Origin of the sequence: Saccharopolyspora ipomoeae (assembly GCF_029952525.1) — a bacterium.
In the GTDB taxonomy this organism is placed as follows: domain Bacteria; phylum Actinomycetota; class Actinomycetes; order Mycobacteriales; family Pseudonocardiaceae; genus Saccharopolyspora; species Saccharopolyspora ipomoeae.
Genome location: NZ_JASAOF010000017.1, coordinates 100,571 through 122,035 on the forward strand (window position 1 = coordinate 100,571; position 21,465 = coordinate 122,035).

A 21,465-nucleotide genomic window follows, 5' to 3' on the forward strand; every position below is an offset into this window, starting at 1 on the left:
CGAGCCGTTGCCCGCCTTCGACGACCGGCTCACCGGCCCGTGGAGTGGAGGCCGCCGTCCGCGTGCAGGAGGGCGCCCGTGGTGCTGGGGAGCCAGTCCGAGAGGAGGGTGCAGATCGTTCTGCCGACCGGTTCCGGGTCGGTGGTGTCCCAGCCGAGCGGGGCGCGGGATTTCCAGGCCTCCTCCAGGTCGTCCGGGCCGCCGATGGAGCGGGCGGCGACCGTGCGCAGCGGGCCCGCAGCGACGAGGTTGACGCGGATGCCGTCGGGGCCGAGCTCTCGGGCCAGGTAGCGGGTCGTCGATTCCAGGGCCGCCTTGGCGACTCCCATCCAGTTGTAGCCGGGCCAGGTGACTCGGGCGTCGAAGTCCACGCCGACGATCGAGCCGCCTCGGCCCATCAGCGGACGGCAGGCCGTGGCCAGGGATTTCAGCGAGTACGCCGAGACCTCCACGGCCGTGGCCACGTCCTGCCACGGGGTGTCGAGGAAGTCCTCGCCGAGACAGCTCGGGGGTGCGTAGGCGATGGAGTGCAGCACCCCGTCGAGGCGGTCGACGTGCTCGCGCAACCGCGGGGCGAGGTCGTCGAGCATGGCCTGGTCGGTGACGTCGAGCTCGATCACCGGGGGCGGGTCCGGGAGCCGGTTGGCGATGCGCCGCACCAGGCTGAGTCGGCCGTATCCGGTGAGCACGACCCGGGCTCCCTGCTGCTGGGCGACCTTGGCCGCGTGGAAGGCGATCGAGGACTCCGTGAGGACCCCCGTGATCAGGACCTGCTTGCCCGCCAGCAATCCCATCTGCTGCTCCTCGTTCGTAGTGATGCTCAGTGGCCCATTCCGGCGCCGCCGTCGACCGGGATGACCGCGCCGGTGACGTAGCCCGCCTGCTCGGAGGCGAGCCAGCCGACCGCGGCGGCGACCTCGGCCGCCTCGCCGGGACGACCGAGCGGGACCCCGTCGAGGATCTGCCGCCTGCGCGTCTCACCGAGCTCGTCGGTCATGTCGGTGCTGATCAGGCCGGGTGCGACGACGTTGGCCGTGATGCCCCGGGAGCCGAGTTCGCGGGCCAGGGAGCGGGCGAGCCCGACCAGGCCCGCTTTGCTCGCGGCGTAGTTCGCCTGGCCCGCCTCGCCGCGCAGCGCCACCACCGAGGACACGAAGATCAGCCGTCCGCGGCGTTGCCGCAGCATGCTGCGCGCGCCTCGCCGGGCGACCCGGTAGGCGCCGGTCAGGTTCGCGTCGAGGACCCCGCTGAACTGCGCTTCGTCCATGCGCAGCAGGAGACCGTCGTCGGTGATGCCCGCGTTGGCCACCACCGTGGTGATCGGGCCCAGCTCGGCCTCCGCCTTCTCGAACGCCTCCTCCACCTGGGCGGTGTCGGTGACGTCGCAGGGCACGCCGAACAGGTCGTCCGGGCAGGTGCCGCGGTGGGTGATCGCGACCGGCTCTCCCCGGGCCCGCAGCTCGCGGGCGATCGCCAGGCCGATCCCCCGGTTCCCGCCGGTCACCAGCGCCGCCACCGCTCAGCCCTCCCAGGCGCCGAGGACGACGACCGCGTTGTGACCGCCGAAGCCGAACGAGTTGCTCATGGCCACCCGGACCTCGTGCTGCTGCGGTTCGTGGGCGACGAAGTTGATGTCGTCGGCCAGCGGCCGGTGGCAGTTGATCGTGGGCGGCACGATGCCGGTGCGGATCGCCTGGACCGTCGTGATCGCCTCGACGGCACCGGCCGCGCCGATCATGTGACCGGTCATGGACTTGATCGAGCAGATCGGGATCTCCGAGACCCGCGAGCCCAGGACCTCCCGCAGCGAGGCGATCTCGGAGGCGTCGTTGAGCTTGGTGCTGGTGCCGTGGGCGTTGACGTGATCCACCTGCTCCGGGGCGACCCCGGCGTCGGCGAGGGCCGCGCGCATCGCGCGCTTGGCGCCCAGGCCCTCGGGTTGCGGGGCCGTCCAGTGGTGGGCGTCGGAGGAGCAGCCGTAGCCGAGGACCTCGGCGAGGATCGTGGCTCCCCGCCGCTCGGCGTGCTCGGCGTCCTCCAGGACCAGGACCCCGGCTCCGGCGCTCATCACGAAGCCGTCGCGGTCCTCGTCGAACGGGCGCGACGCGGCCTGCGGGTCGTCGACGCGGCGGGACAGGGCTCGGGCGTTGCCGCTGCCCGCGAGGTCGACGCGGGTGACGCAGTTGTCGGCGCCGCCGACGATCGCGGCGTCGGTGATGCCGAACTGGATCCAGCGGGCCGCCTCGCCGAGCGCGTCCGTGCCGGTGGCGCAGGCGCTGCTGATCGCGCGGCTCGGGCCCCGGGCCCCGAAGGCCATGCTGATCTCCCCTGCGGCGCTGTCGATCGCACCGGTGATCGGGGCGTAGGGGCTGATCGCGCGCGGGCCCTTCTCGCGGATGGTGACCGAGAAGCCGTCGATGGAGTTGACGGCGCCGTATCCGCTTCCGATGAGCACGCCGACCCGGTCGGCGTTGTCGTCGTCGACGTCCAGCTTGGCCATCCGGGTGGCCTGGGTCGCCGCGGCCATCGCGTACTGGGCGTAGCTGTCCATGCGTCGGGCCAGCGTGCGCGGCATGTGCTCGGCGGGGTCGAAGCCCTCGATCTGCCCGGCGATCGAGGTCGGCAGGTCGGAGGCGTCGAAGGTGCTGATCTCGGCGACACCGCTGCGCCCGGCCAGGAACGCCTCCCAGGTGTTCTCGAAGGTCAGGCCGACGGGGGTGACGGCGCCGACGCCGGTGACGACCACGCGGCGGCGCAGGGAGCGGAGGTTCTCGGAAATCACGGGTTCTCCTCGGGTTGGGGGCTGCCGAAGTCGCCTTCGGGTCGCAGGGCGGAGTCGTCGAGGCTCACCGGGATCTCGATCACGCAGGGGACGCCCTCGGCCGTGAGCCGGAGGGCTTCGGTGAGGGCGGCGGTGAGCTCGTCGCGGTGCCGCGCCAGCGCGTGGTGCGCGCCCGGTGTGCGCACCAGCGGTTCGTCGTCGCGGGTGAAGCGGTGCCGCGTGAGGGGCGGTTCGTGCTGGTCGGCCTGCTGCTGCAGCCAGCCGTAGCCACCGTTGCGCAGCACCAGGTAGCAGACTCCGAGGCGCTCGCGGACCAGCGTGCGCAGTTCGTTGGCGAACAGGCCGAAGGCGCCGTCGCCGACCAGCGCCAGCACAGGGCGGTCCGGCTCGGCGGCCTTCACCCCGGCCGCCGCGGCAGCGCCGAAGCCGAGGCTGGTCTGCTCCGAGGGCACCACCGAGCCGCCGTGGCGGCCGCAGCTGTAGTTCGGGAAGAAGTAGGACCACATGTCCTGCAACCCGTTCTCCTGCACCAGGATTCGCCCCTCGGGCACGATCTCCCGGACGGCGGCGAGCAGGTCGGGGATGCCGGACGTGCGGGGCCGCAGCGCCAGCCGCGTGGTCGTGACCAGGTCGGCCCACGCCGCGCGGTCGCCGCCGAGGTCACCGGCCAGCCACGACTCGACCGTCGCGGCGGCGTCGCCGACGACGCACGGGCCCGAGTGCTCGGTGGAGAGCTCCTCGGCGGCGATGTTCAGCTGCACCACCGGGACCGAATCCCCCACGGGTTCGGGCCATTCCAGGGTCGCGGTCTCCTCCAGCCTGCTGCCCAGGGCGATCACGCAGTCCGACGTGGACCACAGCTCGGCGGTGGCGGGTGCCGCGTAGAGACCGGAGAGCCCGAGGAAGTGCGGGTGGTCCTCGTCCACGGCGCCGCGCCCGGAGGCGGTGGTGAAGATCGCCGCGCCCAGGCGTTCGGCCAGGCGCTCCACGACGCGCTCGGCGTTGCGGTGCCGCATCCCGCCGCCGACCAGCAGGATCGGCCGACGTGCGTCCCGAACCTGCTGCGGCACACCGGTCGTCAGCTCCACACCGCTACCGCGCAGCGGGATCTCGGCCGCCGGCAGGTGGTCCGGGACCTCCAGGTACACCGGGCCCGGCGCGCCGCGCGCCGCCACCAGCATCGCGCGGCGCAGGGCCGGGACCAGGCGGTCGGCGTGCTCGACGCGGTGCGCCCACTTCGTCAGCGGCGCCAGCGCCGCGACCTGGTCCAGCTCCTGGAAAGCGCGGGCACCGATGTGGTGCGGATCGGTGCCCGCGCCGATCAGGACCACCGGAGCGCGGGAGCACCGGGCCTCCAGCAGGCCGGTGGTGGCGTTGGTGGCCGCGGGCCCCTTGCCCACGACCGCGACCGAGGCCGAACCGGTGTGCAGGGCGTGGCCGGTGGCCATGAACAGGGCGTTGCGCTGGTCCCGGCACAGCACCAGCCTCGGCGGGTCCTCGGCGCGCTCCAGCGCGTCGAGCAGCTTCAGGTCGTCGCCGGGCAGGCCGAACAGGGTGCTGACGCCGTGCTGCCGCAGCACTTCCAGGACCGCCGTCCAGGCTCCTTCGAGGTGATCAGACATCGGCGGCACCGATCAGCTCACGACGTCGCGTCCCGGTCCCGAGGTGATCGGCGACGGCCTTGGACAGCAGCAGCGGCTCGGCCACCCGCTTGGTGCCCACGGCCGCGTAGTTGGCGACGATGCCCCTGCCGCCGAAGGGCTCGTTGCCGTCGTCGTGGTCGACCAGGGTGCTGTTGACCGTGACCTGGTGCCGCTTGCGCAGGAACGACACCACTTCCGGCAGGTCGCCGTAGACCGTGGCGCCCATCGCGCGGTCGATGTAGAACGGCGAGTTCAGCACCGACAGGAGCTCCTGCTCGTCGGAGTAGCGCACCACGTTGAAGATCGGCGCGAACATCTCCGTCGCCTTCTCCTTCGGGTCCAGCGGCAGGTCCAGCACCGTGGGCCGCAGGTGCATGTCGATGATGCTGACCTCGCCGCCGGAGACGATGTGCTGCGAGTGCTTGCGCAGGTAGTCGAAGGAGTCGGCGAAGGCCTCCAGGTAGTACATCGACCCGTAGTCGCTGGTGGTGTCGCGGTTGTCGCCGTGCCGGAGCTTGGCCACGTAGTGGCACAGCGCGGGCACGAACACGTCGGCCAGCGAATCGTGCACGAAGATGCGGTCCGGCCCGAAGCAGTCCTGCCCGGAATTGATCATCCGCACGTCGATCAGCGCCGGGATCGCGCTGCGCAGGTCGGCGTCCGGGCCGAGGACGAACGGGTTGACGCCCTGCCCGAAGAACACGAACAGCTGCTCGGAGCTCAGCTGCCCGCGCACCTTCTCGGCGTTGTGGTAGGTGCCGGTGAACACCACCAGCTCCGACTCGGCGACCGGCCCCGCGATGAACTCGCGCTGCGCCATCGAGCAGTCGTGGATCGGCAGCTTGTGCGCCGGCGAGAGCATCTCGTGCAGCTTGCGGGTGACGTCGGCGATCTTGCTGGAGGCGCGGAAGCTGACGTGATCGCAGTACAGGCTCGGGATCAGCAGGTACAGCACGTACGAGTACAGCGGGATGTTCGAGGGCATGAACACGGCCGCGCCCTCGACCGGCCGGGGCCGGTGCTTGAGGACCTCCTCCTGGGCGCCTTCGAGGGTCCGGATGCACAGGTCGATCTCGCCGTTGACCGTCGCGTGGTGCGAGACCTCGGTGAGCAGCTCGTGGACCTGGGCTCGCTGGGACTGCAGGAACTCGACGACCGCGCGCAACGCCTGCAGCCGCTCCGGGTGCGGGATCGACGGGGTCGCCCGGGTCCGGCCGCGGGCCATTTCGCGCAGCGCCTCGGTGTCGACCTTGCCGTTGAGGTTGAGCGGGAACTCCGGCACCACCACGACCCGGTTGGGTCGCTCGTACTCGGCGAGTTCGGCGGCGAAGCGGGCCCGCCAGTGCGCGGGGCTGCGGTCCTGCTCGTCGGCGACGACGAACACCAGCTCGCTGCCCAGCCTCTCGTGGTCGAACGGGACCACCCGCACCGGGTTGCCGCAGCGCTCCACCTTCTCGACCAGCGCGTCCGGGTAGATCGTGTGGCCGAGGCGGTGCACCGCCCGCTTGCGGCCGATCAGGGTCAGGTTGCCCTGGTCGTCGAGCCAGCCGAGGTCGTGGGTGCGGTACTCGCGGTCGGTGACCGGCACCGGTTCGCCGTCCTCGCCGAGGTAGGCGTTGAGGTAGTCGGGGGTGCGCACCACGACCTCGCCGCGCTCGCCCGGCGGCAGCGGATCGCCGTGCGCGTCCACGATCCGGATGTCGATGCCGTCGAGCGCACGACCCACGCCGCGCGGGTCCGGTTCCACGGCCAGCGCGATGTTGCCGGCCTCGCTGCTGCCGTAGCCGTCCAGCAGCGGCTTGCCGATGACGGTGCGGAACCGGCCGCTCAGCGCCGCCGACAGCGGCGCCCCGCCCACGCACCACATCCGGACGCTGGCCAGCGACCCGTGGTAGCGGTTGCGCCTGCCGTAGATCGACAGCATCGTGTCGTAGCTCGACGGGGTGGCGTCGACGACCGTCACGCCGTGCTCGCTGATCCGGTCCAGCGCCTGGTCGAGGCGGTGGGACGAGTTCACCACCAGCGTGAACTCCGACCACCACCACAGCAGGATGATCGACAGCCCGTACTGGTGGGAGAACGGCAGCAGCGGCATGAGCACGTCGTCGGCGACGTAGCGCATCCGGTCCTGGGTGCGTTCGATGTTGGCGCGCACCGAGGAACCGGAGCGCACGATGCCCTTGGGCGCGCCGGTGGTGCCCGAGGACCACAGGACCAGCCCGTCGGCTCGCTCGTACCAGGCGTCGAACGACAGCGCGTCGTGCACGTCGGCGAACGCGTCGACCGGCCGGGCCAGCCGCACCTCGCTGAGCGCGTTCTCCAGCGAGATGACCTCGGCGCCGAGGTCCTCGGCCGGCACGGTGCGGTCGCGCAGCAGCCATCTCGCCCTGGCGTGATCGATGACGCGGCGGTGCTCCTTGGCCGACTGCCGGTGGTCGACGAGCACGATGGAGGCGTCCACCGCGATCAGCGCGAACAGCGCCACCACGAACTCCGCTGAGTTCGCCGCCGAGAGCACGACCCGGTCCCCGGGCCGCACGCCCCTGCCGCGCAGCCGGTTGGCCAGCAGCGCGGAGTCCCAGGCGACCTGGTCGCGGCCGACCACGCCTTCGGTGGTGATGAGCCCACCGCGTCCGTTGTCCCCCATGTTTCCTCGCCTTCCTGAAGTCGATGCGCGAACAGTGGTGGTGGCCGGGTCAGCGCGCACCGGCGCGCTCCGCCGTCGCCGACGCGGTGGTGATCAGGTGTTCCTGGAACCCCTCGTCGACGCCGATGAGCCGCATGTGGCGGCGCAGGATGTCCAGGCTCATCCGCCGGAAGCCGCGGTTGCCCACCGCCGAGGTCTCCTGGTCGACGCGCAACGCCAACGGCACCGCCTGCTCCAGGACCTCGCAGATGTCGTCGTGGTGTCCCTCCAGGACCCCGGTGCGCAGGGCGTGCATGCCGAAACCGACGTGGCGGGACTCGTCCCGGCACATCGCGGTGAAGGCGGTCCTGATGCCGTCGAGCCCGCCGACGTCGCGCAGCGCCTGGACCAGCACCCGCTGCCCGACCAGCGCCAGCACGCCCTCGGTGATCATGTGGAACAGGGTGACCGCGCGCAGCCACTGCCCGTAGTCCAACGGCCTGCGGTGCAGGTCCCGGACGATCCCGGCCTCCAGCACGCTCAGCTCGCGGTGGGCGGGGGCGGCGAGGTTCCAGCTCTCGGCGAGCATCCGCTTCGGATCGGGGTCCATGCCCAGGATCTCCTCGCCGAGCCGGAACACCAGGTGGGTGTGCCGGGTCTCGTCGGCGATCTGGGTGCCGAGGAACACCGAGTACTGCTCGTCCGGGGAACCGCTGATGATCGGGCCGAGCATGTCGAGCCCGGTGTACTCGCCGATGATGAACGTCGCGATGGACTCGGCGACGATCGCGCGGAAGCCTGGCGTGATCGCGTGGTCGAAGTTCTCCTTGTCCGGTCCCAGCTCGACGTCGGCGGCGGACCACTGCTGGCGGTCCCACCGCTCGTAGAGCTCCCGGGGTTTGAGCCGCTGCGCGGCCATCACGTGCGCGTGCTGCATCACCTCGCTCAACGGGACCTTCGGCAGCTCGCTCAGCGAGGCCTCGTCCATGAGCAGCGGCGTCCACCGACTCATCTCTCACGTCCTTCGCACCACAGTGGCCGATCCGCGCGAGAGTGGTTGCGGCAGCGCGGATCGCCGGAGTTCGACACGGGTTCCGGAGGCGGGTGAAGGCGCACCGACCACCGGTGTGGAGAGACTGAAGGAGCCGTGAATCGCCGGAGAGGGCCCGAGTGAAACAGCCGTTCTGAGGCGGGTCAAGGGAATCGGGGGAATGTGGGGTTGGGGCACCCCTACCCCTATCTGGCGGGAAATGGTCAGCGCTGCGCCGAACAGACTCACGCCTTTCCGCAGCCCGACCGAATCTGATCGTTTTGCTTGACACTTCACCAGGGCGTACTTAGCGTTCGCGCCGACCGAAGGGCCTTGCACGACGGGGCGCGGTGAATTCCGGGAATACGGTGATGAATTCGCGGGAACCGGGGAACGCCGAGCCACGTCGGACTGGGGACTGAAGCGAGCAAGGCATCGCGGGGAAACCCGAACTCCACGGGCCGAAAAGCCCATGACAACAGCGCGTACGAGCACATCGGTTCGTCGCGCTCTCGAACGCTGACCGAAAGACGGTGCCAATGCAGGGAAGACTCGTCCGCATCGAATGGGCCACCGAGGACGATTACGAGCTCATCGCGAGTTGGCTGAAGCCGCTGTCGCCGGCCGCGGCGATGACCGCCGACACCCGGGAGTTCCTGACCCCGGCGAAGGTGAAGGCCGCCAACGAGGACGGCAACGTGCGGTTCTTCATGGCCGTGGCCAACGACGGCGAGCGCGTCGGCGCGGTCAACTACCGGCCGGTGAACAGCTCCGGTTCCTACAGCCTCGGCGGTGTCGTCGGCGACTGGCAGAAGTGGAGCCGCGGCTACGGGGCCGAGGCGTTCGGCCTGGTCATCGAGCACCTGTTCAACGGGCTCAACGCGCACCGCGTCGAGTTCACCACGGCCGCCTACAACAAGGAGACGCTCAAGATCCTGACCAAGGGCGGATTCGTGCTGGAGGGCGTGCTGCGGGACTACCACTACCTCGACGGCATGTACTACGACCGCACCGTCTGGTCGATCCTGCGCGAGGAGTTCGAGGAGTACGCCGCGGCCAGCGCCGAGCACTTCCCGGTGGTCGACGCGATCCCCGCCGAGGACAAGGAGAAGGCGCGCGAGCTGCTGAGCAAGTTCCTGGCCAACGACCCGCCCACGTCGCTGCGCGATTTCGAGCGGCGCAGCAGCCGGACGCGCGCGTACTGACGCGGCGGGGAGGTGAGCGGGCATGCGTGAGGACCTGGAGCTGTACTCGCTGGCGGACCGGGTGTTCTACGAGGCGCCGTCGCGCTGGGAGGCGGCCGCGACGACCTTCGAGCTGGTCGAGGCCGCGCTCCCGGACGGCTGGGTGCGCGGCGGCAACGGCGACTGGTGCATGGTCCGGCCCGACGGACCTGACCTGCCCGACCAGGGCTGGAAGGTCCACGTGTCGGCGACGCCGGAGAACTCCTCGCGCGTGCTGGCCGAGGTGTCGCGGCACTGCTTCGCGGCGGGCGTCGCGTTCAAGTTCCTGCGCACCCGGAACCTGGTGCGCGCCTACAGCTTGAAGTACGCGCCGCGCTCGGCGAGCGGGAAGCTGCTGACGCTCTACCCCGTCGACGACGCCCAGCTGGAGACGACGGTCAAGGCGCTGTCGACGGCCCTGGACGGGGAACGCGGCCCGTACGTGCTCACCGATCTGCGGATCGGCGGAGGACCGGTGTTCGTGCGCTACGGCGGCTTTTCGGTCAAGCACTGCTTCACCCCGGACGGCGAGCAGCTCCTGGCCGTCGAGAACCCCGACGGTGAGCTGGTTCCCGACGATCGTCGCCCGTTCTTCACCACGCCCGAGTGGGTTTCGACGCCGGGATTCCTCGCACCGCACCTGGACGCGCGGTCCGGGCAGTCGGCCTCGCTGGGGTACCGGATCACCGAGGCCCTGCACTTCTCCAACGGCGGCGGGGTCTACCTCGCGCGCCGCGAGGACGACGGCACCGAGGTCGTGCTCAAGGAGGCGCGCCCGCTGGCCGGGCTGGACTCGTCCGGCCGGGACGCCGTGGCGCGGCTGGAGCACGAGGTCACCGCCCTGCGCGCGCTGGAGGGCGTCGCGGGAGTGCCCCGGGTGCACGAGGTCGTCGACGTGTGGGAGCACCGGTTCGCCGTGCTGGACCGGGTTCCCGGCCGCACTCTGCAGGCGTGGGGCGCGCTGCACCACCCGCTGGTCGGACCCGAGACCAGCCCTGGAGCCGCGCGGGACTACGCCGAGCGCGCGGTGCGGGTGCTGCGTCGGGTGACCGCGGTGATCGAGCGGATCCACGAGCGCGGCGTGGTCTTCGGCGACCTGCACCCGGCGAACGTCCTCGTCGACGACGAGGACCGGGTGGGGCTGGTCGACTTCGAGGCCGCCTCCGACATCGGCGACCAGCGGCGCCAGCACATGGGCTACGCCGGTTTCACCGACCCCGACGCGCGCGGCGCCGAGGTCGACCGGCAGGCGCTCGGCGCTCTCGCGCTGTGGTTGTTCCTGCCGCTGACCAGTCTCAACGCCCTGCACCCCGGCAAGGCGAGCGAGCTGCTCGCCGCAGTGGAGGAGCACTTCACCGTGCCCGACGACGTCCGCACCCTCATCCTCGACCGGGTCCGCCGACCCGCCCCGGCCACGTCGGTCGCGGCGGCTCCCGAGGTCCGGTTCACCGACGAGCCCGGCCGCCGGGCCGCGCGGGACTCGCTGGCCGAGGCGATCCGGGCCACCGCCGCTCCCGACCGCGACGACCGGCTGTTCCCCGGCGACGTGCAGGGATTCCTCAACGGCGGCACCGATTTCGCGTTCGGCGCGGCCGGGGTGCTGTGGGCGCTGCGCACCGCCGGGCACGACGTCGAGCCCGAGCACGTCGCCTGGCTGGCCGAGCGCGCCGAGCGGTCCGCCGGCAGGCCCGGGTTCTTCGACGGCGCGCACGGCACCGCGCACGTCCTCGACCTGCTGGGACACCCCGCGCGGGCGGCCGAGCTCGTCGACCGCGCCGCGCCGGACGTGGCGCGCACCCAGGACGTGAGCCTGTTCAGCGGGCTGGCCGGGATCGGGCTGAACCACCTGCACCTGGGCGAGCGCGACCCCGCGCAGCTGGCCCGAGCCCTGGAGATCGCCGACCGGGTCGCCGAGGCCGTCGAGAGCGGCCGGTCGCACGGCATCGACGCCGCCGGCCGGGTCGGCCTGCGCGACGCGGGCACGCGCGGCGGGCTGCTGCGCGGCTGGAGCGGGCCGGCGCTGCTGTTCCTGCGCTGCTACGAGGCGACCGGGCGGCGCCACCACCTGGACCTGGCGGTGCGCGCGCTGCACCGCGACCTGGACCTGTGCGTGTCCCGGCCGGACGGAACGCTGCAGGTCGACGGCGGTTTCCGGACCCTGCCGTACCTCGACGTCGGCTCGGCGGGCATCGCGCTGGTGGCCGACGAGGTGCTGCGGCACGTGCCCGACGAGCGGCTGTCGGGCAGCTCGGCCGGGTTGCACCGCAGCTGCCGCAGCACGCTGGTGGTGCAGTCGGGGTTGTTCGCGGGCCGGGCCGGGCTGCTGGCGACGCTGGCGCGGTCCTCGCCCGGTGAGCGGCTGCCGGAATCGGCGGTGGCGCACCTGTCGGTGCTGCACTGGCACGCGCTGGGCTACCACGGGCACCTCGCGTTCCCCGGGGAGGGCAACTTCCGGTTGTCGATGGATTTCGCGACCGGCAACGCGGGCGTGCTCGCGGCGCTGGCGTCGTTGGACGAGCCGGTCGGATTCATGCCCTTCCTGGAACCACTACCAACCCCTGGTCATCATCGAAACCCATTGCTGGGGAGCAATTCCTGATAGAATTCGAGTCGAACCTGGGGAAAGCGAAGAACACCCGCCAATTCGGCGACGGATTCGCTTGCGCGAAAGCACCTCCCGGGCGATTCGGTTCCCGAAGACTTCGCCGTCGACCGTTCGGCGAGGACATCCGGATGAACAGTTAGGTGGTGAATTGACGTGTCGATCCTCGACCTCCAGGCCCTGGAGACCACCGCGGCCGAGGCCTCCGTGCCGGGCAGCACCGCGAGCACCAACTGCTGACCTCCTCGCCCTCCCCAACAGGGCGAAGGAACGGCGCGACGACGCGAGAGGAGGTGATTTCCCATGTCGATCCTCGACCTGCAGGCCCTGGAGACCGCGGCCGCCGAGGCCCACGTCCCGGGCAGCACCTGGAGCAGCGGCTGCTGAGGCGTTTCGCCTTGACCCGCTGAGCACCAGCAGGCGTTCCGCCGGTTCGGCCACAGGGTTCCGAACCGGCGGAATCGCCCTTTCCTCCCACCCGATGACCGGAAGATCAGCGATACTGTCCCGAGTTGATCTTTTCCCCCGATGACGGAACGGGACCGCGATGACCACCAGCTCCGACCGCCCGCGATTCGGCCGCGAAGAACGAGTGCTGCACGCGTCCGCGTTCGCCAGCGGCCCGATGGAGGTCCTGGACTTCCTGCTGCCGCTCTACGCCGGAGCCGTGCTGGCCGCCGCCCCCGGCCAGTCCGGGGCGCTGGTCGCGGTGTGCGCGCTGGCGGCGCTGGTGACCCGGCCGCTGAGCGGCCACCTGGCCGACCGCCTCAACGAGCTCGTGGTCGCCGCCGCCGGAGCGGTGCTGCACGCCGCCGCGCTGGCCGGGTTCGCGCTGAGCGGCGGGCTGCCTGCGGCCTTCGCGATGGCGGCGCTGACCGGCATCGGCAGCGCCTTCTTCTGGGTCGGCGTCCGCAGCTGGATCGGCGGCCGCAGCGGCGGCGACGACGGCCGCGGCTTCGGGCGGCTGCTGTCGTTCGAGGGAACCGGCCAGCTCATCGCCTACGTCATCTGCTTCACGATGCTCGAAGACCTCGGCTACCCCGCGGTGTTCGCGCTCGGCGCCGTCTCCGCGCTCCTCGCCGCCGTGCTGCTCGGCTTCACCGCGCGCGGCGACGACCCGCGCCCCCCGGCACCGTCCGACCCGGTCTCGACGCGAGACCTGCTGCCGTTCCTGGTGATCTGCGGGGTGACCGCGGCGCTGGAGGCCGCGATGAGCCTGCTGCTGCTCCTGCACCTGCAGACCGCCCACCACTACGGCCCCTACGCGATCGCCTCCGCGCTGGCGCCGGGCTTCATCGCGTTCGTGCTGGTCCCGAACATCGCCCACCGCGTGCTCGCGCGGATCGGCAAGCGCACCGCGGTGATGGCCGCGCTGCTGGCCAGCGCCCTGGTCACCGGTGTGCTGGCCGCCGCGCCCGAGCCGTGGGTGCTCAGCGTCGTGTGGATCTTCGCCGCGGCCGCGCTGGGCATCGCGATCCCCGCCGAGCAGTCGGCCATCTCCGAGCGGGCCGGGGCCCGCATCGGCACGCGCCTCAGCCACTACGAGAGCGCCCAGCTGGCGGGCGTGGCCGCGGGCACCGCCGCGATCGGCGCGCTCTACCAGGCCGCCGGGATCGCCGTCTCGGGCGCCGTCGCGGCCGTCGCGCTGGCCATCACCGCCGCGGCCGTGCCCGTCGCCTGGCGTTCGCTGACCGCCACCACCGCGCTGCGGGACACCAGCGGGTAGCGGCCGATGGGACGACACCGCGCGCACGCCGACGCACCCACGGTGCGGTTGAGGGAGCGCCCGCTCAGGCGGGGACCGTACCGGGGACTGCTCACCGGGTCGTCGATCAACGTCGTCGGCGACGTCATCGGCACCGCGGCGCTGCCGCTGTTCGTCCTGGAAACCACGCACGACCTGGCGCTGACCGGCTGGATCGCGACGGTCAGCGTCGGCGGCTCGGTGGTCACCGGCCTGCTGCAGGGACCGCTGATCGACCGGCTCGGGTTCCGCGCCAGCATGCTGTTCTCCAGCGTCTTCGCCGCCGCCACGACCCTGTCGGTGTACCTGCTGCACGTGGCCGGCCTGCTCACGCCGCCGCTCCTGCTGCTGCTCGCGCTGGTGCGGAGCGTCGCCGACGAACCCGGACGAGTGGCGATCTTCGGCATCGTGCCGCAGCTGGCCGGGCAGGCCGGGGTGCCGCTGGAGCGCGCCAACGCGACGCTGCGCACCGTCACGGCCTCCTCGAACCTGGTGGGACCGCTGGCGGCGGGCGGGATCGCGGCGTTCGCGGGCAGCGAGTGGACGATCCTGCTCAACGCCGTCACCGGCCTGCTCGGCACGACCGTGCTGCTGCTGTTCGCCCGCGCCCCGCGCACCGCTGCCACCGAGCAGGTCGGCGCCGACGAGGACGGGATGAGCTACTACCGGCGGTTCCGCATCGGGCTGCGCTACCTGTTCCAGGACAAGCTGCTGCGCACGCTGGTGGTGGCCACGATGGTGTTCGCGGCGTTCGACTCCAGCTTCGCCACGATCGGGCTGACCGCCTACGCCGCCGAGGTCCTGCACCAGCCCGCCCTCTACGGCGGCCTGATCAGCGCGTTCGGCATCGGTTCGCTGGTGGGCACGATCGGCTACGGCGCCGTCGGGCACAAGCTGCCCAAGCGCCGCACCTACCTCACCGTCTACCTCGCGTTCTCGGCGCTGGTGCTGCTGATGTCGTTGGAGCTGGGCGTGGCTCCGGCGTTCGCGGTGATGGCCGCGGCGGGCCTGGTGACCAGCCCGCTGGACATGCTCTACATGGCCGCGCTGCAGGAACGGGTGCCGAAGCGGTTGTTCGGCCGGGTCATCAGCATCGCCAACACGGTCCTCAGCGCCCCGGCTCCGCTGGCGGTCGCCGCGGCGACCGGGCTGATCAGCAGCGTCGGCGTGCGCACGACCATGCTCGCGCTGGGCTGCGGCTACCTGGCGCTGGCGGTCGGCCTGGTGTTCGTGCGGCACCTGCACAAGCTCGACACGACGCCGGTCGACGGCAGCGAGGTCACGCGGCGGCTGCCGCGGAAGGTGCAGGCGACGCAACCGATCCCCCGCCGGTTCGACCACCTGGCGACGCAGCCCATTCCCAGAATTCCCACTTCCCCGCCCGGACATCGGGTGTGGATGCTGTCGGCGGACGCCGGACTCACCCAACCGATTCCGCGAATCGGTGCGGCGCACCTGCCGACGGTGCAATGGCAGCGGCACGAATTCAGCCGGGATTCCGGCGAGATCCAGCAGAACAGGATTTTCGAGTCGTGACCGCTGCTACGATCACGAACGGCATTTGATTCACAGACGGAGGATTCATGTCGAATGCGAAGCACATAGCCATCGGCGCGCTCATGGTGGTGGCCGGGGTCCTGCTGCGGATCTACGGTGGTGAAACCGAGGTCGGCCCGTTCGAATTGCGGACGGTGGGCAACGTCATCGCCATCATCGGTGGCATCGAGGCCGTCATCGGCGTCGCCTCCATCTTCTTCCCGGAGAAGAAGCTCAAGTAGATCCCGGGGGATTCTGGGGGGATCGCCCGCTGACCTGGTCGGACTCGGGCAGGACGTCGGTGGTCGCGGTGGCGGCCACCGGCTTCACTCACACTTTCCGATGAGACCCCCTACTACCCCGAAGATGGCATCGGAATCATTGCCGCACAATTTCTTCCACTGGTAGGTTCACCGCATGGGACTGGGGCTGGAACTGGCGGGCACGAATGCCACCTGGGTGTTCGAGCACGACAGAATCGAGATCAATTACTCCAGCGGACTCGGGCATCCCCGCCTGCTGCGCAAGCTCAAGCACAGGACCATCCCGTACCACGCCATTTCCCGCGCGACCGCCGCCGGCGGCGACGGTCATCCGCAGTTGACGCTCCACTTGCGACCCGGCGCGGATCCGCTCACCGAGGTCGCCGCGGGCCAGCTCGCCGACGATTCCGAACCGAACCAGATCGAGCTGGAACCGAATCAGCAGGAACTGGCGGCCTACTACGCCGACCACATCAACGACCACTGCGATCTCAACCCGGATTCCGACGCGCTCGCGCCGCGCTTCCTCGTCGAGGTCGACCAGTCCCCGCGACGGCTCAAGGGCTACGACGGGGAGGCGTCCTTCGACGGCTCCGCGGTCGAGTTCCAGTGGCACCCGGACGCGTCCCGGGTCAAGCACCGCTCGCCGAAGCGGCGCCACGAGCTCACCGAGCTCGTCGGCGTCGAGTGGGTCAAGCCGGGTCTGACCTCGGGCCACTTCCTGCTGGTGCCGCACGGCGATCGGGCCGAGGCCCCGCCCGCCGACAACATCCGGGCCCTGCTGTTCGGCTTCGGGTTCGGCACCACCGCCAACTCGCTGCCGTTCGCCGCCGCCGTGCTGGCCGCGATCCGGCAGGCCCAGCCCGAGCTGACCGCGCTCGGCGCCGCTCCGGAGCCGCGGATGCTGCCTGGCGCGCCGCAGCGGCCGGAGATGTCGCGGGAGGAGATCCTCGCGACGATCCGCGAGCTGGGGCAGCTGCACGCCGACGGCATCCTCACCCAGCAGGAGTTCGAGGCCAAGAAGCGGGAACTGCTCGACCGGCTCTGATCGCGCCTGCCCATCGCAAGCCAGAGAGGTGAACACCGGTGCGCCGTGACGCGCTCTACTTCCCGGGCCTGGTGCCGACGAAGTTCTCCGCGATCGAGGACTTCCTGCGCACCAGCGACCACGCCCGCGCCCGGATCGAGGTCGCCGACGACGTGCTCGGCTACTCGCTGCTGGACGCCTACGCCGAGGCCGAGGTCTACGACTGGGAGGTCTACGAGTCCGGGTTCCTGGTGCTGACCCTGGCCTTGGCCGACTGGGCGCTCGACCACGTCGAGCTCGACCCGGTGCTGTGCGGCGGGCAGAGCTTCGGCGCCATCATCGCCGCGGTGTTCAGCGGCGCTCTGTCCTACGAGGACGGTCTGCGGCTGGTGCGCGCCAGCGCGGCCGTGGAACTCGACTACTTCGCGGCCGTGCCGGAACCGCTGGGCTGCCTGTTCTTCTACCGCCTGGACTCGCGGACGGTCGACGCCCTCGTGGCCGACTTCCCCGGCGAGCTGGAGGTGTCGATCTACCTCGACGATTCCGTGCACGCCGTGTCGGGCACGCTCGCCGACCTGCAGCTGTTCGAGGACCGCGTGCGCGAGTCCGGCGGCTACCCGTTCTACACGATGAACCGATCGGAGCACTGCTCCACCGTCCGGCCGCTGCGCGATCGACTCGAAACCGAGGTGTACGACCGCGTTTCGTGGAACAGTCCGAAGTGGCCGATGCTGTCGGACGTCAGCGGGAGGCTGCTGACCGATCCGGCTGAGATCGAGGAGGACCTGCTCGACGGGTGGGTGACCCCGGTGCGCTGGAGCACCGTGGTCGAGGGCATGCGCGCCGCCCGCGCCGAGCACGCGCACATCATCGGGCCCAGGAACATGTTCGCCCGGATCACCAACAACGCGCTGCCCACCGACGTCATCACCCCCAAGAAGGTCGCCGACCACCCCTCGGCGACGGCGAAGCGAGTTCACCGATGAGCACCCGATTACCCCCGGGCCCGACCCTTCCCGCGCTGACCCAGACCTGGCGCTACTGGCGCTCCCCCGCCGAGTTCGTGCGCCGCTGCCACGAGCAGTTCGGCGCGCGGTTCACCGTGCGGCTGTGGCCGTTCGGCACCGTCGTCGTCCTCGCCGATCCCGGTGACGTCAAGGCCCTGGTGCGCAGCGATCCGTCGGTGTTCCAGGCCGGTCGCGCCAACAGCTTCGGGGAGATGGTGCTGGGCCGCGAGTCGGTGTTCGTCATCGACGACGAGGAGCACGCCCGCACCCGGGCCCTGATGATGCCCGCGTTCCACGGCAAGGCGGTCCGCGACCAGGTCGAGCTGATGCGCGAGATCACCGCCGCCAACCTCGCGTCCTGGCCGGTGGGCGAGCCGGTGCAGGCACTGCCGCAGATGCAGGCGATCTCGCTGGAGGTCATCTCCCGCAACGTGATGGGCATCGACGACTCCGCGCTCAAGGAGAAGGTGCAGGAGGCCGTCCTGCGGCTGCTGCGCACCGGGTCGGTGTTCGACGTGCTGCCCGGTCACGACCGGTTCCCGTCGCTGCACCCCGGCAGGCTCAAGCGCAGGCGGATGCGCGCCCGCGCGGACGCCCTGCTGCGCGAGCAGATCGCCGCGCACCGCGCCGATCCTCGGCTCGACGAGCGCACCGACGTGCTGGCGATGCTGCTGCGCGCCTCGGAGGCCGAGGGCGGGTGGATGTCGGACGCCAACATCTGCGACCAGCTGATCACGCTGCTGCTGGCCGGGCACGAGACGACCGCGACGGGCCTCGCGTGGTGCCTGGAGCGCCTGGTGCGCCACCCGGAGGTGCTGGCCGAGGCGCAGCGCGCCGCCGACACCGACGACGACACCTACCTGGACGCGGTGATCAAGGAGGCGTTGCGCTGCCGCCCGGTGGTGCCGGACGTGGGCCGGAAGCTGGCGCGCGACGCCGACTTCGCCGGGTACCGGCTGCCCAAGGGCACGAGCCTGTGGCCGAGCATCGAGCTGCTGCACACCTCGGCCGAGTCGTTCCCGGATCCCGGGGCGTTCCGGCCGGAGCGGTTCCTCGAACGAGGCTCGATGGCCGACTGGGTGCCCTTCGGCATCGGCAACCGGCGCTGCCTGGGCGCCACGTTCGCCCAGGTGGAGTCGCGGGTGGTGCTGCGGGAGTTGTTGCGCCACTTCGAGTTCGAGACCACCGACGCCCCGGGTGAGGCCGCCAAGGCGCGGCACGTGACGCAGGTTCCGGTGGGTTTCGCGACGGTGACCGTGCGGCGGCGCGACGCGGCATGAGCGCGATCTGCGTGGTGGGCGCGGGCCCGCGCGGGACGTCGGTGCTGGAGCGGCTGTGCGCGTGGGCCGGGGACGAACCGCTGGTGCTCCACGTGGTCGACCCGTTCCCGCCCGGCCCGGGCCGGATCTGGCGGCGCGCCCAGTCGGACCTGCTGTGGATGAACTCCACGGTCGCCGACGTCCGGATGTTCACCGGGCCGGACGCGGCCCGGCACGGCCCCGCCGGGGTGGTGCCGACGTTCGAGGAGTGGCTGGGCTCGGTCGCCCGGCACGAGCTGCCCGGGGAGTTCCCCGAGCTGACCGGGCGGTCCTTCGCGCCCCGGCCCCTGGTGGGCGCCTACTTCTCGTGGGTGTTCGAGCGCGTCGTGGCCACCGCCCCCGCTTCGGTGCGGGTGGTCGTGCACCGCACCCGCGCCGTCGAGCTGACCGACCACCCCGAGGGCCAGCTCGTGACGCTGGCCGACGGCACCCGGCTGGTCGTGGACCAGGTGGTGCTGGCGCAGGGCAACTTCGAGGCGGAGACCACCGACGAGGAGCGGGAGCTGTCCGGGTACGCCGAGCGGCACGGCTTGAGCTACTTCCCGTCGGGCTACTGCGACGAGGACCGGTTGCGCTCGCTGCCTGCCGGGGAACCGGTGCTGCTGCGCGGTTTCGGGCTGACCTTCATCGACTGCATGGCGCTGCTGTGCGAGGGCCGGGGCGGCCGGTTCGAACCCGACCCGGTGCACGGGTTGCGGTACCGGCCGTCCGCGCGGGAACCGGTGCTGCACGTGGGGTCCCGGCGCGGCCTGCCGCATCGCGCGAAGTTCGGCTTCGAGCTGGAATCCCCGCCGCTGCCGAAGTTCTTCACCGCCGAGGCCGCGCGGGCGCTGGGCGTTCCGCTGGAGTTCGAGCGGGACCTGCTGCCGCTGGTGTTCGAGGAGACCGCGGCCGCCTACTACCACGAGCTCTTCCGCACCCGCCCGGATCGCGTGCGCTGCTCCTGGCCGGAGTTCAGCGCCGCGTGGGACCGGCCGGAGCGGGACCAGCTGGTCGCCGAGTGCGTGCCGGAGCCATCGGATCGGTTCTCCTGGGACCTGCTGGACCGCCACCTCACCGACCCCGGCCCGGACCTGCAGGCCGCGATCCGCGACCACATCGCCGATGACCTGCGGCGTCGCGGCGATCCGGCGTTCAGCCCGGAGCTGGCGGCGGTGCAGGGGCTGCTGTCGGCGGTGGGCGTGCTCATCGAGCTGGTGGAGGCCGAGGAGCTGTCGGCCCGTTCGCTGGTGGTGGAGCTGGAGCACGGGTTCCTGCCGTTGCTGAGCCACATCACCAGCGGGCCGCCGCCGCGCCGGTTGGCCGAGCTGCTCGCGCTGTCCCGCGCCGGCGTGGTCCACTTCCTCGGCCCCGGCACCGAGGTCCGCCCCGAGGACGGCGTCTTCCGCGCCTCGGGAGAGCTGATGCCCGAGCCGGTGGAGGCGCGCGTGCTGGTCGAGTCGCGGCTGCGCACGCCGTCGCTGCTGGACACCTCCGACGCACTGCTGCGGCGCCTGCGCGAGGCCGGCGAGTGCGTCCCGCAGACCCATCACGACGCCGACGGCACCGAGCACACCACCGGCAAGATCAGCGTCCGCGCGGGCGACCACCGGTTGCTGCGCGCCGACGGCACGCCGCACCCGAACCGCTTCGCCATCGGCCCCTACGTCGCCGGCGTCCACACCCCCACCAGCGGCCCGGGCGCCTCCGGCTTCTTCGCGAGCAGCGACCTCCTCGCCCGCACCGCGCTCGAAGGACTAGTACCCGCGCACTAGGTCCACGGTCCCGGCCGGCCGTCGTCCTGCGAGGTGCTCCGCGATGTTGTGGGCCAAGCGCTCGTGGAAGCCCCGGCGCAGGGTGACGGCCGGGTTGGCGATGTGCGGGGTGATGATCGCGCGCGGATGCGTCCACAGCGGGTGGTCGTCGGGCAACGGTTCGGGGTCGGTGACGTCGAGCGCGGCACCGCCGATGCGCCCCTCGTCGAGGGCGCCGACCAGGGCGTCGGTGTCGACGACGGAGCCGCGCGCGACGTTGACCAGCCACGCTCCGGGCCGCATGCGGGAGAGCTGATCGCGACCGACGAGGTGCCGGGTGTCGCTGGTGGCGGGCGCGGCGATGACGACGTGGTCGGCCTGCGACCACACCTCGCCGGAATCGGCGGCGGCCAGGGTCCGGGCCGCTCCCGGCACGTCCCGGCCGCTGCGCGTGACCGCGACGACCTCCGCGCCCAGGGCGCGCAGCGGCGGGATCAGCGCCCTGCCGATGCTGCCGCAACCGATGATCGCGACCGCGGCGCCGCCGAGCGTGCCCACCTGCGGCATCAGCTCGGACTTGGACCAGGTGGTGGCGCGGACACAGTCCGGCATCCGGCGCAGCCCGGCCAGCAACAGCAGCAGCGCGTGCTCGGCGACCGGGGCCGCGTAGGCACCGATGGCGGCGGTCCAGGTTCGGGCGTCGTCGATGATCCCGGCGTCGAGCCACTGCTCCACCCCGGCGGAGGGGAGCTGCACCCAGCGGATCGAATCCGGGAGAGCTGCGGGGAATTCGGCGGTGGCCGAGGTCGTCCAGGCGAGCGCCTCGGCCTCGTCGAGCCCCACCACCTCGGCCCCGGCCCGCCGAGCGACGTCGGCCGCGCTGCCGTCGGGATCGGGCAGGACCGCCATCTTGAGCTTGCTCATGGTCAA

The 21,465-nt window shown here is 71.7% G+C and carries 17 protein-coding genes; 10 read left to right on the plus strand and 7 right to left on the minus strand.

Annotated features, from left to right (window positions below):
• Window positions 1-29 precede the first annotated feature (29 nt).
• From fabI to QFW96_RS22370, 6 genes are read right to left on the minus strand one after another with little or no spacing between them, the layout of a single operon-like run.
• On the minus strand, window positions 30-794 hold the full coding sequence (gene fabI / locus QFW96_RS22345) for an enoyl-ACP reductase FabI (protein WP_281457664.1): 765 nt from the start codon (window positions 792-794) through the stop codon (window positions 30-32).
• Window positions 795-820: 26 nt separating this feature from the next.
• Window positions 821-1,516, minus strand: a complete 696-nt coding sequence (locus QFW96_RS22350; protein WP_281457665.1) for an SDR family oxidoreductase — start codon at window positions 1,514-1,516, stop codon at window positions 821-823.
• A gap of 3 nt (window positions 1,517-1,519) precedes the next feature.
• Window positions 1,520-2,782: a beta-ketoacyl-ACP synthase II gene (gene fabF, locus QFW96_RS22355; RefSeq protein WP_281457666.1), complete on the minus strand. Its 1,263-nt coding sequence runs from the start codon at window positions 2,780-2,782 to the stop codon at window positions 1,520-1,522.
• Window positions 2,779-4,404, minus strand: a complete 1,626-nt coding sequence (locus tag QFW96_RS22360) for a thiamine pyrophosphate-binding protein (protein WP_281457667.1) — start codon at window positions 4,402-4,404, stop codon at window positions 2,779-2,781. Before QFW96_RS22360 ends, fabF begins: the two co-directional genes overlap by 4 nt.
• Window positions 4,397-7,072 carry an aldehyde dehydrogenase family protein gene (locus QFW96_RS22365; protein ID WP_281457668.1) on the minus strand — a complete coding sequence of 892 codons (2,676 nt, stop codon included), beginning with the start codon at window positions 7,070-7,072 and terminating at the stop codon, window positions 4,397-4,399. The genes QFW96_RS22360 and QFW96_RS22365 overlap by 8 nt, the downstream gene beginning before the upstream one ends.
• A gap of 49 nt (window positions 7,073-7,121) precedes the next feature.
• On the minus strand, window positions 7,122-8,063 hold the full coding sequence (locus QFW96_RS22370) for a ribonucleotide-diphosphate reductase subunit beta (RefSeq protein ID WP_281457669.1): 942 nt from the start codon (window positions 8,061-8,063) through the stop codon (window positions 7,122-7,124).
• 557 nt (window positions 8,064-8,620) lie between these two features.
• Between QFW96_RS22370 and QFW96_RS22375 the strand changes: the two genes are divergently transcribed.
• The 10 genes from QFW96_RS22375 (at window position 8,621) to QFW96_RS22415 (ending at window position 20,556) form a co-directional block, all read left to right on the plus strand.
• Complete coding sequence (locus QFW96_RS22375; RefSeq protein WP_281457670.1) at window positions 8,621-9,286, plus strand: GNAT family N-acetyltransferase; 666 nt, start codon at window positions 8,621-8,623, stop codon at window positions 9,284-9,286.
• Window positions 9,287-9,308: 22 nt separating this feature from the next.
• Window positions 9,309-11,903, plus strand: a complete 2,595-nt coding sequence (gene lanKC / locus QFW96_RS22380; protein WP_281457671.1) for a class III lanthionine synthetase LanKC — start codon at window positions 9,309-9,311, stop codon at window positions 11,901-11,903.
• A gap of 306 nt (window positions 11,904-12,209) precedes the next feature.
• Entirely contained in the window at window positions 12,210-12,293 is an 84-nt protein-coding gene (locus tag QFW96_RS30240; RefSeq protein ID WP_139274061.1) for a SapB/AmfS family lanthipeptide, read from the plus strand.
• Between the two features lie 160 nt (window positions 12,294-12,453).
• On the plus strand, window positions 12,454-13,632 hold the full coding sequence (locus tag QFW96_RS22385) for an MFS transporter (RefSeq protein WP_281457672.1): 1,179 nt from the start codon (window positions 12,454-12,456) through the stop codon (window positions 13,630-13,632).
• Between the two features lie 6 nt (window positions 13,633-13,638).
• Window positions 13,639-15,186, plus strand: a complete 1,548-nt coding sequence (locus QFW96_RS22390) for an MFS transporter (protein ID WP_281457673.1) — start codon at window positions 13,639-13,641, stop codon at window positions 15,184-15,186.
• A gap of 47 nt (window positions 15,187-15,233) precedes the next feature.
• Window positions 15,234-15,428, plus strand: a complete 195-nt coding sequence (locus QFW96_RS22395; protein WP_281457674.1) for a hypothetical protein — start codon at window positions 15,234-15,236, stop codon at window positions 15,426-15,428.
• 175 nt (window positions 15,429-15,603) lie between these two features.
• Window positions 15,604-16,497 (plus strand): DUF4429 domain-containing protein, encoded by an 894-nt coding sequence (locus QFW96_RS22400; RefSeq protein ID WP_281457675.1) that lies wholly within the window; start codon window positions 15,604-15,606, stop codon window positions 16,495-16,497.
• A 38-nt stretch (window positions 16,498-16,535) separates the two neighbouring features.
• On the plus strand, window positions 16,536-17,462 hold the full coding sequence (locus QFW96_RS22405; RefSeq protein WP_281457676.1) for an ACP S-malonyltransferase: 927 nt from the start codon (window positions 16,536-16,538) through the stop codon (window positions 17,460-17,462).
• Window positions 17,459-18,763 carry a cytochrome P450 gene (locus QFW96_RS22410; RefSeq protein WP_281457677.1) on the plus strand — a complete coding sequence of 435 codons (1,305 nt, stop codon included), beginning with the start codon at window positions 17,459-17,461 and terminating at the stop codon, window positions 18,761-18,763. Before QFW96_RS22405 ends, QFW96_RS22410 begins: the two co-directional genes overlap by 4 nt.
• Window positions 18,760-20,556, plus strand: a complete 1,797-nt coding sequence (locus tag QFW96_RS22415; protein ID WP_281457678.1) for an FAD/NAD(P)-binding protein — start codon at window positions 18,760-18,762, stop codon at window positions 20,554-20,556. Before QFW96_RS22410 ends, QFW96_RS22415 begins: the two co-directional genes overlap by 4 nt.
• On the opposite strand, the gene QFW96_RS22420 is transcribed toward QFW96_RS22415, so the two are convergent.
• Window positions 20,539-21,459 carry a D-isomer specific 2-hydroxyacid dehydrogenase family protein gene (locus tag QFW96_RS22420; protein WP_281457679.1) on the minus strand — a complete coding sequence of 307 codons (921 nt, stop codon included), beginning with the start codon at window positions 21,457-21,459 and terminating at the stop codon, window positions 20,539-20,541. The genes QFW96_RS22415 and QFW96_RS22420 overlap by 18 nt on opposite strands.
• Window positions 21,460-21,465: the final 6 nt, after the last annotated feature.

Excerpts from the sequence above, each read along its gene's own strand:
- QFW96_RS22390 (WP_281457673.1), top strand. The coding sequence starts at position 13,639 with ATGGGACGACACCGCGCGCACGCCGACGCACCCACGGTGCGGTTGAGG.
- QFW96_RS22370 (WP_281457669.1), bottom strand. The coding sequence starts at position 8,063 with ATGAGTCGGTGGACGCCGCTGCTCATGGACGAGGCCTCGCTGAGCGAG.
- QFW96_RS22375 (WP_281457670.1), top strand. The coding sequence starts at position 8,621 with ATGCAGGGAAGACTCGTCCGCATCGAATGGGCCACCGAGGACGATTAC.
- QFW96_RS22395 (WP_281457674.1), top strand. The coding sequence starts at position 15,234 with ATGTCGAATGCGAAGCACATAGCCATCGGCGCGCTCATGGTGGTGGCC.
- QFW96_RS22410 (WP_281457677.1), top strand. The coding sequence starts at position 17,459 with ATGAGCACCCGATTACCCCCGGGCCCGACCCTTCCCGCGCTGACCCAG.
- QFW96_RS30240 (WP_139274061.1), top strand. The coding sequence starts at position 12,210 with ATGTCGATCCTCGACCTGCAGGCCCTGGAGACCGCGGCCGCCGAGGCC.
- lanKC (WP_281457671.1), top strand. The coding sequence starts at position 9,309 with ATGCGTGAGGACCTGGAGCTGTACTCGCTGGCGGACCGGGTGTTCTAC.
- QFW96_RS22400 (WP_281457675.1), top strand. The coding sequence starts at position 15,604 with ATGGGACTGGGGCTGGAACTGGCGGGCACGAATGCCACCTGGGTGTTC.
- fabI (WP_281457664.1), bottom strand. The coding sequence starts at position 794 with ATGGGATTGCTGGCGGGCAAGCAGGTCCTGATCACGGGGGTCCTCACG.
- QFW96_RS22420 (WP_281457679.1), bottom strand. The coding sequence starts at position 21,459 with ATGAGCAAGCTCAAGATGGCGGTCCTGCCCGATCCCGACGGCAGCGCG.
- QFW96_RS22365 (WP_281457668.1), bottom strand. The coding sequence starts at position 7,072 with ATGGGGGACAACGGACGCGGTGGGCTCATCACCACCGAAGGCGTGGTC.
- QFW96_RS22415 (WP_281457678.1), top strand. The coding sequence starts at position 18,760 with ATGAGCGCGATCTGCGTGGTGGGCGCGGGCCCGCGCGGGACGTCGGTG.
- QFW96_RS22385 (WP_281457672.1), top strand. The coding sequence starts at position 12,454 with ATGACCACCAGCTCCGACCGCCCGCGATTCGGCCGCGAAGAACGAGTG.
- QFW96_RS22360 (WP_281457667.1), bottom strand. The coding sequence starts at position 4,404 with ATGTCTGATCACCTCGAAGGAGCCTGGACGGCGGTCCTGGAAGTGCTG.